The 15,217-nt window shown below is 60.9% G+C and carries 16 protein-coding genes and 2 pseudogenes; 8 read left to right on the top strand and 10 right to left on the bottom strand.

Annotated features, from left to right (window positions below):
* The first annotated feature begins 5 nt into the window (after positions 1-5).
* The 4 genes from ACI7BZ_RS21775 (at position 6) to ACI7BZ_RS21760 (ending at position 5,625) form a co-directional block, all read left to right on the top strand.
* On the top strand, positions 6-1,046 hold the full coding sequence (locus ACI7BZ_RS21775) for an FAD-binding oxidoreductase (RefSeq protein ID WP_414114706.1): 1,041 nt from the start codon (positions 6-8) through the stop codon (positions 1,044-1,046).
* 747 nt (positions 1,047-1,793) lie between these two features.
* Positions 1,794-3,452: a TCP-1/cpn60 chaperonin family protein gene (locus tag ACI7BZ_RS21770; protein ID WP_282891002.1), complete on the top strand. Its 1,659-nt coding sequence runs from the start codon at positions 1,794-1,796 to the stop codon at positions 3,450-3,452.
* Positions 3,453-3,549: 97 nt separating this feature from the next.
* Positions 3,550-5,067: an aldehyde dehydrogenase gene (gene adh / locus ACI7BZ_RS21765; protein WP_282639106.1), complete on the top strand. Its 1,518-nt coding sequence runs from the start codon at positions 3,550-3,552 to the stop codon at positions 5,065-5,067.
* Positions 5,068-5,244: 177 nt separating this feature from the next.
* The gene (locus ACI7BZ_RS21760; RefSeq protein WP_282639107.1) at positions 5,245-5,625 is read left to right on the top strand and encodes a DUF779 domain-containing protein; all 381 of its coding nucleotides are present in this window, start codon (positions 5,245-5,247) and stop codon (positions 5,623-5,625) included.
* Between the two features lie 73 nt (positions 5,626-5,698).
* On the opposite strand, the pseudogene ACI7BZ_RS21755 reads toward ACI7BZ_RS21760, so the two are convergent.
* Positions 5,699-5,941: pseudogene (locus ACI7BZ_RS21755) on the bottom strand (IS3 family transposase); the annotation flags it as partial.
* A gap of 345 nt (positions 5,942-6,286) precedes the next feature.
* On the opposite strand from ACI7BZ_RS21755, the gene ACI7BZ_RS21750 reads away from it, so the two are divergent.
* On the top strand, positions 6,287-6,940 hold the full coding sequence (locus tag ACI7BZ_RS21750) for an OmpW/AlkL family protein (protein ID WP_414119296.1): 654 nt from the start codon (positions 6,287-6,289) through the stop codon (positions 6,938-6,940).
* A gap of 138 nt (positions 6,941-7,078) precedes the next feature.
* Here the strand turns inward: ACI7BZ_RS21750 and ACI7BZ_RS21745 are convergent, their stop codons facing one another.
* The 5 genes from ACI7BZ_RS21745 to ACI7BZ_RS21725 all read right to left on the bottom strand — a co-directional run bounded on the left by ACI7BZ_RS21745 (position 7,079) and on the right by ACI7BZ_RS21725 (position 10,893).
* Positions 7,079-7,522 carry a P-type ATPase actuator domain-containing protein gene (locus ACI7BZ_RS21745; RefSeq protein WP_414119295.1) on the bottom strand — a complete coding sequence of 148 codons (444 nt, stop codon included), beginning with the start codon at positions 7,520-7,522 and terminating at the stop codon, positions 7,079-7,081.
* A gap of 410 nt (positions 7,523-7,932) precedes the next feature.
* Positions 7,933-9,219, bottom strand: a complete 1,287-nt coding sequence (locus ACI7BZ_RS21740) for a sensor histidine kinase (RefSeq protein ID WP_414119294.1) — start codon at positions 9,217-9,219, stop codon at positions 7,933-7,935.
* A gap of 86 nt (positions 9,220-9,305) precedes the next feature.
* Positions 9,306-10,013: a response regulator transcription factor gene (locus tag ACI7BZ_RS21735; protein ID WP_414119293.1), complete on the bottom strand. Its 708-nt coding sequence runs from the start codon at positions 10,011-10,013 to the stop codon at positions 9,306-9,308.
* Complete coding sequence (locus ACI7BZ_RS21730; protein WP_414119292.1) at positions 9,988-10,611, bottom strand: cytochrome b/b6 domain-containing protein; 624 nt, start codon at positions 10,609-10,611, stop codon at positions 9,988-9,990. The genes ACI7BZ_RS21735 and ACI7BZ_RS21730 overlap by 26 nt, the downstream gene beginning before the upstream one ends.
* 3 nt (positions 10,612-10,614) lie before the next feature.
* Positions 10,615-10,893, bottom strand: a complete 279-nt coding sequence (locus ACI7BZ_RS21725) for a PepSY domain-containing protein (protein WP_282639176.1) — start codon at positions 10,891-10,893, stop codon at positions 10,615-10,617.
* A 233-nt stretch (positions 10,894-11,126) separates the two neighbouring features.
* On the opposite strand from ACI7BZ_RS21725, the gene ACI7BZ_RS21720 reads away from it, so the two are divergent.
* Entirely contained in the window at positions 11,127-11,603 is a 477-nt protein-coding gene (locus ACI7BZ_RS21720) for a rubrerythrin family protein (protein ID WP_282639115.1), read from the top strand.
* A gap of 315 nt (positions 11,604-11,918) precedes the next feature.
* On the opposite strand, the gene ACI7BZ_RS21715 is transcribed toward ACI7BZ_RS21720, so the two are convergent.
* Together ACI7BZ_RS21715 and ACI7BZ_RS21710 are read right to left on the bottom strand one after the other, a co-directional pair.
* Entirely contained in the window at positions 11,919-12,158 is a 240-nt protein-coding gene (locus tag ACI7BZ_RS21715; protein ID WP_414119291.1) for a hypothetical protein, read from the bottom strand.
* Positions 12,159-12,317: 159 nt separating this feature from the next.
* Positions 12,318-12,812, bottom strand: a complete 495-nt coding sequence (locus ACI7BZ_RS21710) for a winged helix-turn-helix transcriptional regulator (protein ID WP_282891006.1) — start codon at positions 12,810-12,812, stop codon at positions 12,318-12,320.
* 68 nt (positions 12,813-12,880) lie between these two features.
* Between ACI7BZ_RS21710 and ACI7BZ_RS21705 the strand changes: the two genes are divergently transcribed.
* On the top strand, positions 12,881-13,582 hold the full coding sequence (locus tag ACI7BZ_RS21705; RefSeq protein ID WP_414119289.1) for a hypothetical protein: 702 nt from the start codon (positions 12,881-12,883) through the stop codon (positions 13,580-13,582).
* Positions 13,474-13,942: pseudogene (locus ACI7BZ_RS21700) on the top strand (IS91 family transposase); the annotation flags it as partial. The gene ACI7BZ_RS21705 and the pseudogene ACI7BZ_RS21700, both read left to right, overlap by 109 nt.
* Before the next feature lie 463 nt (positions 13,943-14,405).
* Here ACI7BZ_RS21700 and ACI7BZ_RS21695 read toward each other — a convergent pair.
* Positions 14,406-14,912 (bottom strand): GNAT family N-acetyltransferase, encoded by a 507-nt coding sequence (locus ACI7BZ_RS21695; RefSeq protein ID WP_414119288.1) that lies wholly within the window; start codon positions 14,910-14,912, stop codon positions 14,406-14,408.
* Positions 14,909-15,199 carry a type II toxin-antitoxin system TacA family antitoxin gene (locus tag ACI7BZ_RS21690; protein ID WP_282639124.1) on the bottom strand — a complete coding sequence of 97 codons (291 nt, stop codon included), beginning with the start codon at positions 15,197-15,199 and terminating at the stop codon, positions 14,909-14,911. The genes ACI7BZ_RS21695 and ACI7BZ_RS21690 overlap by 4 nt, the downstream gene beginning before the upstream one ends.
* Positions 15,200-15,217: the final 18 nt, after the last annotated feature.

Here is a 15,217-nt window from a genome sequence, read left to right as displayed (position 1 = left end):
AACTTATGCACCTGATTAGAGCGACGCTTGAGGACGGAGAGCACTTGCAATTCGAGTGCGATGACGCCGAGGACGTCCTTTCCGCGGCGTTGCGGAACAATATCATTCTGCTCTCGGAGTGCCACAAAGGGATTTGTACGACCTGCCGAGTGCATTGTTCAGATGGCGAATTTGAGTTGGGCAGAGGTGTAAGTGTTTATTCTTTGCCGCCTGAAGATCAAGACGAGGGCTTTACATTACTTTGTCAGACGTATCCGCGGTCGGATCTGGAAATTCAACTACCATACGGACTCGACCGCGTTTCGTTCGGCACGTCCCGGATCGAGGAGATCTACGAGGCAAGAATCGCGGTGATCGAGCGGTTCACGGAACATGTGGTCTCAATTTTCTTGGAACTGCGAGACGAGTTTGGCAAGCCTCGCGATTTTCGCTGGACTCCAGGGCAATATATAAAGCTCCGAGTACCGGGAACTGGCGAGTGGCGCAGTTATTCGATGGCCAATATCCCTGACGGAAGTGGGCGAGTCGAATTGATGGTGCGTTTGCTTGAGGACGGCGTCTTTTCCAATTACCTTCGAGAAAGAGTGAAGGTCGGGCAAGTCGTAGAGATAAAGGGTCCCTACGGAGAGTTTCAGGTCCACGCCAGTGTGAGTCCGCGCTACTTCGTCGGCGGCAGCACCGGTTTGGCTCCCCTGGTTTCCATGCTCAGAGGGATGGCCGAAGCCAACGATCCGGCACCCTGCAGACTGATTTTTGGGATGCGCAGCCAGGAATTCTTCTTTTACGCGAAGGAACTGGCGGCCCTGGCTGGGGCTCTGCCAGCGCTGTCGCTTGAACTTTCGCTCGAAACGCCGGATCCGGAATGGACTGGCCGCGTCGGTAACGTAGGCGAGGTGTTGTCGGTAATACTCAATGAAACTGGGGAAAAGCCCGATATTTACGTGTGCGGACCGGGACCGATGGTTCGGTTCGTAGAGGAGATTTGTCACGCTCGCGGAGTGCGGTCGGACCGTGTGTTCAGCGAGAAATTCTTGGCGTCAGGCTAAATGAGACGCGTAGGCCCCCTTCAGAACTCTACGGCAAGCAATTTCATGCGGGAAGTCGCGTGCGCGCTGGATGAGTCGCTGCGCGAAACCCGCGAGACGCAGGATCGTCTAGCGGCCGCGATAGGCGAGCAGAGGGTTGAGGAGCTACGAGAATACTGGCTTTCCGAACCGGACAGCGAAGCAACTGCGGCTTTCCTTCAAAGAGCTGCCTACCGGGAAAGGCAGCTTGTGGCGGTCTGGGCCAAGCTCCGTAGGCTCGAGCATCTGAGGGTTGCGGCGGGGCGGGGAGTCATGAAAAGTTAGGTTTCGAGAAAACGGTTGGCAGTCTGAAGTGGGGAGCAAACCCTAACGGCGTGAGGCAATCATGCGATACGAAACGAAAGACAGGGAAGCAGAGCCGAGGAACGATAGAGAGGTGCGATGTTTTCTAAAGGACCTCGCGATTTCGTTCGACGACGCATGGAATAGTCTTCAGCGAAGAGAAGTAGAGTTGAAGAGCTGCCTCGGAGTCGATCGCGTCAGCGAACTTTGGAAGTTGAGGACCACTGAGCGCCGAGGAACGGAAGAGATCAACGAGCTATTGTCGGGCGCCACATATCGCGAACGCGATCTAGTGAATCTATGGAGCAGGCTGGAACGACTTGCGGCGATGCGGGCAAAAGCTGGACGAACCTCCCTCGTCATGTGCAGCGTTGATAGTGGGGAAGCTATCGCGCCGAGGCTTCTCAGTGCAGAGGGGCCACGACCTTGAGCAGCATCGTATGTTATAACTCGGCAGCTTCGCGGGCGCTTTTGGGGGGGATGGGCGATCTTGCCAAAGCGGCAGCGAGTTCCCTCGGCCCGTGTGGGCGCACCGTTCTCATAGAGCACGTTGGTAAGCTGACCCCCAATGTTGTTAAGGATGGCTCGGCGATCTGCCGTGCAATCGAGTATCGGGAGCCGGAAAAAGAGGTCGGGCGCAAATTGCTCGCGCTGCTTGGGAAGGAAATTGAACGCGATTTTGGCGATGGAGTTAGCGGAACGCTTGTCGCGACGGCCGCGGTTCTTGAAGCCGTAGTTCGGGCTCTCGCAGCTTATGTTGAGCCTAAATCGATTGTCGAAGGATTGCGGCTAGGCGTTGAAGATGCACGTGCTGCGCTAGAAGATTTGCGGCGACCGGTGACCGTAGATCGTATCAGGAGGATTCTCCCGAACGCGGTCTTTAGCGAAGGGGCAATTGCAGTTCTCGTCAGCGACGCCTTCCGCGAGGTCGGTGCCGAAGGAGATGTTCGCGCAGAGATTGCCGATACCATCGAAGATAGTCTGGAGATTGTTCAGGGCGCCCGCTACGAAAAGGGGTATCTGTCGTCGGCTTTTGTTACCGACAAGAGGAGCATGCGCGTCGAGTTTGACGCTCCGCTGGTGTTGCTGACTGACCGGGTGCTGGACGACTTTGGGGCGATTGCACCAGCGTTAGCGGTGGCGGCCGAGAAGGAACGGCCTATTGTGGTGGTTGCGGGGGGATTTGATGAAAACGTGCGGGCAGGTCTAATCATGAACAATGCCCGCGGGCGCGTTCGCTGTGCAGCGGTGCAGGCGCCTGCCTACGGCGAGACGCTGAGCGACTTCGTGGCCGATCTTGCAGTGTTGACGGGGGCTCGGGCGTTTCTTGAGGGACGAGGTGACTCGTTAGCCACGCTTGTCGCCGGCGATCTTGGTGGGTGCGAGCGAATCTTTATCGATGAAAGGTCCACTCTGATTCGAGGGGGTCAAGGGAGCGAAGAGGCTCTGCGTCAGCGCATCCACGAAGTACGCGCACAACTCGCTTTCCACGAACACAAGACCAAATCGTTCACCTCCAAGATGGGTTTGCAGGAAACAGCAGGAGATAGGATCAGGTTTCTTCAAGGAAAGTACGCGGAGATTTCCATCGGCGGGCGTAATGACCTTACAATTAAATACAGACTTGCGTTGGCAAACAAGGCAATCGGCGTGACACGCGTGTTGCTGCGAGGGGGAGCAGTTCCAGGAGGAGGTACAGGACTATCGGTAGCGGCCCGTAGACTTCGGGACCGGGCTCGAATATCGGTCGATCCGGGCGTCAAGAGCGGGTTATTGGCGCTTGCAGAAGGTTTGGCTAAACCGCAAAAAGTGATTCTGCGAAATGCTGGCGGCGAGACGGCGGGGGGCGAGTCGCTTGGACGCTGGTCCGGACTTCCTTGGGCTGGAATCGATGCGACAACGGGCAATGAAGTTGATCTATGGGCGGCTGGAATTGCCGATCCTTTTGAACTCGCGATCAAGGTCGTAGATTGCGCTGCAAGCCTCGCCGAGATGATTTGTCGGACAGGAGCGCTGCTCGTCAAGTCGCCGGTGGATATCGGGTTCTCGCCGGAAGAGGCGGCAGCCACCCGGGAGGTAATGTAGGGCTAAGCTCGCCCCGGCGGCCCTTTAGGGTTGCAGCCAGCGCGGTCCTTTATGTTGGGGCAATTTCGCCAAAGTGAAAGAGATTGAGGGAGAAACCATGAACAAGCCTGAATTCGTTCGTCCAACCGCCGCGCCTTTCAAGGAGCGCTATGGTAACTTCATCAACGGCCAGTGGACCGAGCCGGTCAGCGGGCGCTACTTCGCCAACCACTCCCCGGTGAATGGTCAGCTTCTTTGCGAGGTCGCCCGCTCGGAGGCCGCCGACGTGGAGTTGGCGCTTGATGCCGCCCATGCCGCCAAGACGGCCTGGGGCCGAGCCAGTGTCGCCGAGCGCGCTTTGCTCCTGAACAAGATCGCCCAGGTGATGGAGGACAATCTCGACCTCCTCGCCCGCGCCGAAACCTGGGACAACGGCAAGCCGATCCGCGAGACCCTGGCTGCCGACATCCCCCTCGCCATCGACCATTTCCGCTATTTCGCGGGCGCCATCCGCGCCCAGGAAGGCGGCATCTCCGAGATCGACCACGATACGGTGGCCTACCACTATCACGAGCCCCTCGGCGTGGTGGGGCAGATCATTCCGTGGAACTTCCCCCTGCTAATGGCCACCTGGAAGCTGGCGCCTGCGCTTGCCGCAGGCAATTGCGTGGTGATCAAGCCGGCCGAGCAGACCCCGGCCAGCATCCTGCTCCTCGCCGAGCTGATCGCCGACATCCTGCCGCCCGGCGTGCTCAACATCGTCAACGGCTTCGGCCTGGAAGCGGGCAAGCCTTTGGCCTCGTCCAACCGCATCGCCAAGATCGCGTTCACGGGCGAGACCACCACGGGCCGGCTCATCATGCAGTATGCCAGCCAAAACCTCATTCCGGTGACGCTGGAGTTGGGCGGAAAATCACCCAACATCTTCTTCGCCGACGTGGCGGATCAGGACGACGAATTCCTCGACAAGGCGGTGGAAGGCTTCGTCATGTTCGCCCTCAACCAGGGCGAGGTGTGCACCTGCCCGAGCCGCGCCCTCATCCATGAGAGCATCTATGATCGCTTCATGGAGAAGGCGCTCTCCCGCGTCGCCGCCATCAAACAGGGCGACCCGCTCGATCCCACTACCATGATCGGCGCGCAGGCCTCCTCCGAGCAACTGGAGAAGATCCTTTCTTACATCGACATCGGTCGCCAGGAAGGTGCCGAGGTGCTGATTGGCGGCGATCGCAGTGCGCTGCCCGGTGACCTCGCTGGCGGCTATTACGTTAAGCCCACCGTGTTCAAGGGCCACAATAAGATGCGGATCTTCCAGGAGGAGATCTTCGGCCCGGTGGTTTCGGTGACCACCTTCAAGGACGATGAGGAGGCGCTCGCCATAGCCAACGACACACTCTACGGCCTCGGCGCCGGCGTGTGGACCCGCGACGGCAACCGCGCCTATCGGGCGGGCCGTGCGATCCAGGCCGGGCGCGTGTGGACTAATTGCTATCACGCCTATCCGGCCCATGCGGCCTTCGGCGGCTACAAGCAGTCGGGCATCGGCCGCGAGAACCACGCCATGATGCTCGATCACTATCAGCAGACGAAGAACCTGCTGGTGAGCTACTCGCCCAAGAAGCTCGGCTTCTTCTGAGCGTTCTCTCACCTTAACAAAGAGAGCACGTGTCCGCTTAGTTAGCGACGCAAGCTAAGCGGGCCGGGGTCATGGATAAAGGCGCGGCCTTGGGGGCGCCTTTATCCTGCCCGGTGGGGCGAGACCCCGATCGTTCTGCCGGGCTCTGTTCAGTAAGCTGTCACCGGAGAATCAGATATGACCGACAAGATCGATCTAGAGCTGGTGACGGCCACCGATACTGCCCGCGCGCTGATCCGCGAGCTTAAGGTGCAGCACGGCCCTTTGATGTTTCATCAGTCAGGTGGCTGCTGCGACGGCTCTTCGCCCATGTGCTACCCGCGCGGCGATTTCATCGTCGGTGATCGGGATGTGCTCTTGGGCGAGATTGATGGTACGCCTGTCTATATTGGGGGCGACCAATTTGAGAGTTGGCGTCACACGCAGCTCATCATCGACGTCGTCCCAGGTCGAGGCGGCATGTTTTCACTCGATAACGGTACAGAGAGACGTTTTCTGGCCCGTTCGCGAACCTTTTCCGGAGACGAGATGTGTAGGGTCGATCGCGTCTCGAGATGAGGTGGATTCATTTACCTTCGTCGCCGATCCTGAAGCAACACATCAAAGCACCACCTGAACCGCCCCGAGTTTTCTAGACGCCTTCGGCTTTGGCTTTGTGCTGCCGTTCGAACTCGATTGGCGACAGCATCCCGTTCCGTGCGTGCTTCCGGGTGGGGTTGTAGAAGCCCTCGATGTAGCCGAATAGTTTCCGTCGTGCCTCGGCCCTTGAGGCATAAAGGCGATGACGGACCCGCTCGGTTTTCGGGGTGTGGAGGATGCTCTCGGTGGGCGCATTGTTCAAGCAATCTCCCTTGTAGGTCCTGGATGGCGAGATGTCCGCGGCGGTCATCGACGAACTCTACCTAAGTCTGAAGGAAAACCGTCGTCGCAAAGCGCTTGCTTGACAATTGTGGCTCTTCTCTAAATAGTTATATTGGCTATTGAAGCGATAGGAGACTTTCGACCGCGATGGAAGGTAGGGGATGAGCTGTCGATTTGGAGACGGTTTCGGAGCGTCATCTCCATTTTGGGGCAAAGCCGAAACTCAGCGAAATTATAGCAAGTCTAAATGTTCTTCAATGTCAAGCCAAACAACAAATGACTATGGAAACAGCGAGGGCATCCAATGATAAAAGTCAGCCTCCCTGATTGCAGGTGGCAGAAATGTCTCGAACATGCAATGTACTTGACTTCCGTGGCCGGGCTTCTCGCCCTTCTCTCCGACGGGGCAGGCGCAGCGGACTTCCCGTCTGCGGTCAAGACGCCGGCGACAGACACCTGGAATCCCTGGCTTCTTCGTGTGCGGGCCATCTATGTGTTGCCGGAAGACGGCGGCTTGGTTAATGGTGTACCCTTTTCGGATCTCTCCTATTCTGATATGGTGATCCCGGAATTAGATATTTCTTATTTCATTGATAAAAATTTCGCTGTTGAAACCATCGTCGGAACGACCGCACATACGATCTATGGTCAAGGCTCTCTTGCCGGCTTGGATGTGGGCGAGGTGTGGATCCTACCGTTTACAGTGACCATCCAGTATCATTTCGATGGATTTGGCAAATTTAAGCCATACGTTGGCGCTGGACCAAACTACACAGTATTTTACAATCAAAGCGAGCACAATGTCGCCGGTCTCGACGTGAAAAACGCATGGGGTTTTGCGTTACAGGCGGGATTTGACCTTATGATTGATCAACACTGGGGAATTAATGTTGACGTAAAAAAAGTTTTTGTAAAGCCAAACTTTGATGTCGTGGTTGGGGGCAGCCACTTGACCGGCACCGCGGACCTCAACCCCTGGCTAATAGGCACGGGCGTTAGCTACCGCTTTTAGCTGGCAGGCGAAGAGTCTGTAGCAGCGGCCTCTCTCCGGGTTCGATTCCGTGGATGCCGCTCCGTCCGGCATCCACCAGCGCGACATGCGGGTTTCGGCCGCGCCCTCAGAAGCTCCCGACCAGCGAGTCCAGCACGATCACCACCACGAGGGCGAGGAGCCATAGCTCGTGTCGCGCCCCACCCGCTCGCCCCGGATCTCCAGGACCCCCATCTGGTTGATGGAGCCAGCGAACGCTGGCGCGCCTTCAGCCTTTTCCGCCGGCATGGATTCGCCGGTGATGCGTGACTGGTCCACATAGGAATGGCCGCTGGCCACCGCCCCGTCCACGGGCACCTTCTCCCCGGGGCTCACCAGCACCAGGTCGCCCGCCACCACCTGTTCCAGCGGCAAGGTAAGGATCTGGTCGTCGCGCCTTACCTTGGCCGTCTTGGGCACGAAGTCCACAAGGTCGCGGATGGCGCTGCGCCCACGCGCCACCGTGAGGTGCTCCAGTTCCTCCGCCACCAGAACGAACGCCGTAACCACCAGAGCTGTGAAGATCTCGGCGATGGCGGCGGCGGCGAGGATGGCGATGCTCATGGACAGTTCCATGGTCATCCGGCGAGCCAGCAGATTCCGGATGGCCTCGCTCAAGATCGGCCAGGCGGCATAAGCCAGGGCGACAAGACCAACGATGCTGACGGAGGCAACGGGTTCGTACACCTTGAACCAAACGGCGGCTGCACCGAGCACGGCGACAACGATCCGCACTATCGCCAAGCGGTCAAACGGCTGATGCGTGCATACGGGGTCGCTGCATCCATTCGACGGCACAGTGGCCGCCAGTGCCCGTTCGAGATTCGCCGTAATTTCCCGGGCGTCCATCTTCCATTCCAGACTTGGTCAGTCGCGTCATATTTTAGAAAATTTCTAAACTAGATGGGCCGTCAAGCGCAATGGGCAAATGGTCGCCTCTGAGTCAGATTGAAGGGCGTCGGACGCATGAGGCCTCACGCCCGCATCACTGGACCGCTTTCCCGAAAGACAAGACGGATGCGCGCGCCGGCCCCGTGGGCATTCTCGATCCGCACCACGCCGCCGTGCAGCGTCATGATGGTGAAGACGATGGCGAGCCCCAGCCCGGCGCCTTCGGGCTGGCTCCGGTCAAGGCGGCGAAAGCGCTGCAGAACCTCGGTCCTGCGGTCTTCCGGTATGCCCGGCCCGTGATCGCGCACATCGAGCTGCGGGCCGGGGCCGACGGTGACCTCCACCCGGGTGCCCGCAGGGGTATGGGTCAGGGCGTTTTCCACCAGATTGCGTAGCGCTCGGCCGATGGCTTCGCCATGCCCGTGCACCGCCACAGCGCCCTGATCCATAAACGAGATGGAGTGCCCGCGCGCGAACGCCAGCGGGGTGAGTTCTGTCACCACCTCTCGGGCGATGGCGGCGAGATCGGCGCGCCGGTCCGGGTCAAGCTCCAGCGCGGTGGCGTGGGACATGTCGAGCATCTGGTTCACCAGCCGCTTCATGCGCTGGGCATCCACCTCCAGCTTGGCTTTCTCCGGGCTGTCCGGCAGCTTGCCGATGGAGAGCATCATCACGGCGAGCGGCGTACGCAGCTCATGGGCGGCGTCGCCGGCGAAATCCTTCAGTGCGCGTACCGAGCGCTCGATGCGCTCCAGCATGGAATTCACCGCGCTCACCAGCGCCGCAACCTCCCGGGAGGAGGCCTCCGCCTCAATGCGGGTCTCAACCTGGGCGGGGTCGATGGCGTTGATCGCGGTGATGGTCCTTTGCAGGGGACGCAAGGTCGATCGCACCACGGAGAAGTTGAACAACAAGAACATCAAAGACAGCAGCAGCAGCGGAAAGATCACGTGAAAGCGGATCTCATTGAAAATCACCGGCACGAACGGCTGGAAGCCGTGGCCGAAGATGGCCACCGTGATCCAGAACGGATGCTGCTCCACTGCGACCCGGCGGGTGCCGCTCAGCAGGAAGCGCTGGCCCCAGCTTTCCCGCTGGGCACGGATCACCAGGAACGAGGCGGGCGGCTCGTCAGCGATCTTCAGGTCGCCGTCATTAAAGCGGGCGATGACGCCGCCCCCGAGCTCATGGATCAGGAAAGCGCGGCGCGTTCCCGCCGCAATCGGCTGGCGCAGCGCTTCAGGCACCGCGCCATCGACCAGCATTTGAGGAATGTCGCCGGCGATGCGATCCGCCTCGGCGGTCACCAGCAGTTGGTCAAGCTCGTTGGGGTTGCGGACATACATCCACACCACGGCCGCCAGCTCCACCACCAGGAACACGAGCCCCACCAAGGCAAGTCGGACCGAAAGGCGGAAGAAAAGCGTGCGGGGCGTGCCGGAAGCCGGGCCGTGCGTCATCGCGGGGCGCCCCGTTCCACCTGTCCTGTCTGCGCAGCCGGTGCGAGCATGTAGCCGATGCCGTGGGCCGTATGCAGGACCACCCGCGCTTTCTCGGCGGCCAGGCGTCGCCGCAGGCGGGAAACCACCGCCTCCAAAGCATTGGGCGAGACCTCGCTGGAAAGGGCGTACATGGTGTCCTCAAGGCTGGCCTTGCTGACCACATGGCCGGCGCGGCGCATAAGGCGTTCCAGCAGGTCGCACTCGCGCGGCGGCACATGGATCACCCAGCCGGAAATCCGCACCTCCCGCGCGATGGTATCGAACTCGAGGTTCTCGACGTTCAAGGTCGTGCCGAGGCAACCGCCGGGGCGGCGCAGCAGGGCACGGCAGCGGGCCGCCAGCTCGGGCATGTCGAACGGCTTCACCAGATAGTCGTCAGCGCCCGAATCCAGACCTCCCACCCGGTCGCCAAGGCCGTTGCGGGCGGTGATCACCAGGATGGGCGTCGTGTTGCCCGCGCGCCGCACGGCGCGGACGAAATCGATCCCGTCCCCGTCCGGCATGCCGAGATCGATGAGGAAAAGGTCGTATCGGTCGAGTGCCACGCTCTCGCGCGCGGCACTCAAGCTGCCGAAGCGGTCGAGCACGAAGCCCTCCGCTTCCAGACCTTCCGCGATCAGGTTCGCGAGGCGGGGATTATCCTCGGCGAGCAGGACCCGCATGGTCGATGTCCGTTCCAGACGCGTGGCGTTTGCGCCCCGTAATCATGGCGAGAGGCAGGTTTTCCCGGTGGACCACGCTCTCGGCGATCGCCGCGAGCACGTGCACTGCCGCCATGGCGAGAATAAGATTGGCCGTGATCTCGTGCGCCTCCTGCACCCATTCCACGCCCCAGAAGATGTCGAGAGTCTGCATCCACCCGGTGAGGCAGGCGAGCGTGATGAGGCCCATGAGCGCCAGCGCCATGGCCCCGCCTGCCGGATTATGCCCCACATACCGCCGGTCGCGACGGGCGACGACGGCGCGCAGGTGGGACAGGACCGCCCATGGCGAGGTAACGAAATTGGAGAAGCGGGCGTGACGGCTGCCAATGACGCCCCACACGATCCGCACGGCCAGCGCCGCGGCGATGACATAGCCGACATAGCGATGGGCGCTCTTGCCGCCCTCCAGCGCAAAGCTGTTCAAAATGATGCCCAGCACCACCGTCCAGTGGAAGAGCCGCACCAGCGGATCCCACACCGGCACAGCGTCCGGGCCCGCACCCGCGGGTCCAGCGACGGTGCGAAAGGTGGTGGGCGCTTGATATGGGGAGGACATGGCTCAGTCCACGTTGTTCTCGACGATCTCGCTGGTCACTGGATTGAAATATACCTCTGCTTTCTTGCCGTCCTTGTTGTAGCCATAGATCTCGTAACATCCAGACGTTGTCTTTTTGAACACCTTGATATTCTTGAAACCCATCTCGGCAATCTTCTGCTTCATGACCTCCTCGCTCAGCCACTTTTCTTGCGGCTCCCTGGTGCAGGTGGGACTGGCCAGGGCGGCGGAGGAGAGAAGGCACAGACCGGCGGCGGTGGTCAGAAGTACATTGTGATACATCGGCTTCACCTCATGCTCTGGGAGACGGGACGGGGCCGGCCTCGCTCGGTGCCTTCTGTTAAAGAGTGGTGCTGACAAAAGCCTGACGAGAAGCAATGGCGCGCCGAACACGACAACACCCAGGATGAATGCGTTCGAATACTTATCGTCGTCAGGACTTGGTCAGGTCGCGCGCCTATTGAGGAGGTCGCCGCTCCGCTGGGCGACACCTTGATTTCCTGGGAGACCGATCCATGACAATCATTCGCAACCTTTTCGTCGCCGGTGCGCTCGTCGGCGCCTCGCTCGCCGCCGCCCCTGGCTTTTCGGCCGAGACGCTGAACCCGCAGACCCAGAAGAATCTGGAGGCGGCCATGCACGGTGAAGCCTTCGCGAACCTGAAGTACCAGGCCTATGCCGAGCAGGCGCGCAAGAGCGGCCATCCCGAGATCGCCAAGCTGTTCGACGAGAGCGCCAATGTGGAGGCCAACGAGCATTTTGCCCGCGAGGCCGATGCCCTTGGCCTCGTCAAGACCGACGAGGCAAACCTGCTCGACGCCTCGGCGGGTGAGCGCTACGAGAACACCGAGATGTACGTGAATTTCGCCAAGCAGGCGGATGCGGTGGGGGACAAAAAGGTCGCGGAACTGTTCCGGCAGATCGCGGCGGATGAAGGCGACCACTACGCGGCCTACAAAGCCGCGGCCGAGAAGCTGCGCGCTGGAAAGTGAACCAATTGAGCGGCGTCATATATCATGGCGCCGCTCGTATAAATTATCATCAATATATAATGACATATTGAGACGGATCATTTATTTGAAGGATAGATTTAAATACCGCGGCCTGCGACGGCCTCTGCAATCCACACCTCCTGACGAACGCGACACGCCGCCCGGAGCAAGATCAATACGGAACAGCACGTCGTCGGCCTTGAGCGGGGCGTTCGGCGCAACCGGCACCTCGCCCGGCACGATCGCGACCGATCGGTGCCCAGCCGCTACCCGGCTTACCATCGGTGTCGGAGCCGCTTGATCATCGCTGATCCTTCATATCTCGGTGCCGGCCACTGGCCGCTCCGCCAACGCAAAACTCTGAAGCTTTCGGGCTTTATTGCAGTCGACGTCCGCCGTGGTGATGACTGCCAAGAACGCTGCCCTGACGATCTCTTTCCGTGTGGCCTCAGGGAATTCCTGTCGCACCGCATCAAACAGCTGCTTCGGACTAAGGTCAGGCGCAGCCAGCCGAACCAGTACGGCACAAATCTCCTGAACGCGTTTCGTAGCCATGAGAGACGCATCCTTCAACATCATGCTCGATGGCATGCAGAATGCCTTCCGAGCCCGCCGGGCGCAATGACCACTTTCGCGAGATCGGGCGCATGTCTCGTCCCACCAGGTGGCGCACACTTAAATCGAGCTTGGCGTAGCGCCTTCGGCAGCTACGGATCACTTTAGCTCTTTCCGAACGGATTTTGCTGCTTGAAATCGAGCGCGCGTGCGCTCGTCGGCGCCGGGACCTGGCCTGAAACGCAGATCCTCCGGGCCGACCTCCGCGCCATCTCTGTCAACCAGCTTGACCCTAGGCAACCGGCGACCACATTGGTCCGTCACCACCACAGGCGGGCGGTTCTCGGAGGCGAATTGGTCACCCCATTGCTGAAGGGCGACCAATGCCGGAGCAAGCGCGCGGCCCTTCTCCGTAAGGCTGTAGATCGGGCGCGCCAACGCGCCGCCTCGCAGCAAGACCCCAGCCGCACAGAGGCGCTCGAGCCGATCCGACAGCGTATTTCGCGCCATGCCAAGGCTGCGCTGAAACTCGGAAAACCTCTGCGCCCCCAGGAATGCGTCGCGAATGATGAGGAGTGTCCACCAGTCGCCCACGTCATTGAGCGCGCGGGCGAGCGAGCAGTTGAACGTCGCGAGATCGGTCTTTCCTGGCACGGTTGCACGTTGGAATTATTGCAGTTATAGTCTCAATCTGCAACTATTTTAGAATTCGGACAAGCGCCATGACCGAAGGCAGGCAGGTCGAGACGAAAGATGCCGCCAGCGCCGCAATCCGGATTGGCGGCGCCGGGGTGGTGCTCGGCGCAGTCATGATTGCCGTCGTCAGCGGACTCTATGCGGCGTCGCCCACGGCGGCGACGATGCCCGTGGTGACGGCGCGGCTGCCGGAGGCGCTCGAAGCCCTGAGAGCGAGCGACGGCATGCAGCTGTGGTGGATTGGCGTGGTGGGCTTGACGGGGGATGTCATCTTCGCTGCGGCCGCAATGATGGTCGCCTTTGGTCTCGTACTGCGCGGGCAGCCGATCAAGGCGGCGGGATGGCTCGGGATCGCGCTCAGCAACATCATCTTCGTCGGTGTCGACGCGCTCGTTGGACGAACTTTGGTGGCGGCCGCTTCGAGCGGCACTTCGGAGGCCGGGTTTGTCGCGACCAAGAGTTTCTCCGATGCTCTGTTCATTTCGGGAACCTTCGCCTTCGGAGCGGGGACATTGCTCCTGTTCGGGCCAGTGCTGATCCGGAGTGGAACGTTTTCATCGCGCGCGATCTCGTTCCTCGGAATCGCCGTCGGATTGCTCGGTGTCGGTGCTGCGCTGATCTGCCTGTTCGGCGCCGACGCGGGCCAACTGCTGGGTCTTGTGATCGCTGCAGGCTCGGCGATCTTTCTGATTGTCGGCATGCGAGCGGCGAAAGACGCCCTTGCCTAGCTAGCCGGCACTGTCCGAAGTGCCAAGGAACGGCTCGGGCAGAGCGGTTGGCCGCACGCCAGGCTGAGCTGCTCCCGGTAACCTACTTCCACGTCGTGTTCACGCTGCCGGCACCGGTGGCCGTGATCGCGTTCCAGAACAAGGCGGCGGTCTATGCCATCCTGTTCAGAGCGGCGGCCGAGACGCTGCGCACCATCGGCGCCGATCCGAAGCATCTCGGCGCGGAGATTGGCCTTGTCGCCGTCCTCCACACTTGGGGCCAGAATCTGCGCCATCATGCCCGGTGGTGGCCCGTCGCCCGATGGCACGCGCTGGATCGCGTGCCGCCCCGGCTTCTTCCTGCCCCTGCGCGTGCTGTCGCCGGAAGGACTGTCGTCACCACGGCAAGGCGAAGGTCATGACCCTCGGCGCTGGCGAGTTCATCCGGCGCTGTCTGCTCCACATGGCGTATGTCTCCTTTTCAAATCATCGGCATGGCCCGAACAGCTCATCGAAGAGGTCGCCGAACCACGCCTCGAACACGTCCACCTTGGCCTCCGTGACGGGGATATGCTCGGGCCAGTCATCGGTGACGGTCCAGGTCGCGAGGTCATGTTACGGCGGTTGGCCCGGAAAGGGCCAAGGATAGCTGAGCAACGGTTCAAGCTGCTCGGATGCGGTCGGCGGGCGTTCCTTACGAAGACTGGCCATTGCGCCAGAATCGCCGAACGAGGCCGCTGAAAGAATAGCCTTTTTCTACGCTGGAAGCCTCCGCGCGCCGTGGCGTAAAAATACTTGCACGCGGCGGCACGGGGCGGAAACGGCGTAGGAGCGGAGGCGATCGTCATGGTGATAGCAGGCTCAGCGCCGTCGCCATCGGCAGATAGAGGGTGCGCGGCCGCTTGACCAAATGCGTGAAGCCAAAGACGGCATAGAAAGCGGCTGCGTTGTCGTCGATGGCGTCGGCGAAGATAGCGTGCGCTCCGATAGGCGCGGCCGCCACGGTTCTGATGGCGTCGAACAGCAGGGCTTCCCCAAGCCCATGTCCGGCGTAATCGCTATGCCGCCCAAGCCAGCCGATCAGCACCGCCGGGACGGTCGGATAGCGCGGCAGCTTCTTCGCCAGCGGCTCGGGAACCTCGTTCAACGGCACGTTGCTGGACGACAGGGTGTAGAAGCCCGCCACCCGGTCCGTCGCGATCTCCCTGGCGACGAAGCAGGTGGCGTATTTATTCTTCACGTCCTGCGAGACGGCCTTGCGGAAGTAGCTGTCGATCCGGTCGTTGCCGCAGGTGAAATCTGCCCGCTTGTGCGCCTTCGCCAGCGGCTCGATGGTGAAGTGGACGCTCACCGGCGTTCGATCAGCTCGGCATGGCGTTTCGCCGCGCGGGCCAGCCGCTCGTTCGGCTTGGGCGGATTGATCAGTGCCTCGGCGAAGCGGATTTGGTCCTCGCGCGCGAGGCGCATGATGTCGGCGTCCTCGACAACGCGTCGTGCGTCCTCGCCAGCGGTGGCGATGAGATAGCCGGTCAGGGTCAGGCCGCGCAGGCGAGCGGCGCGCTGAATCTGATCATAGACATGGACCGGGATACGCGCTTCCAATCGGGCGGTCTCGGCTTCAACTTGGGGCTTTGGCATAAGGGCCTCCTTTTGTCC

It is taken from the genome of Xanthobacter sp. AM11 (assembly GCF_047444035.1).
In the GTDB taxonomy this organism is placed as follows: domain Bacteria; phylum Pseudomonadota; class Alphaproteobacteria; order Rhizobiales; family Xanthobacteraceae; genus Xanthobacter.
This window is presented reverse-complemented; position numbering and strand designations above follow the sequence as displayed.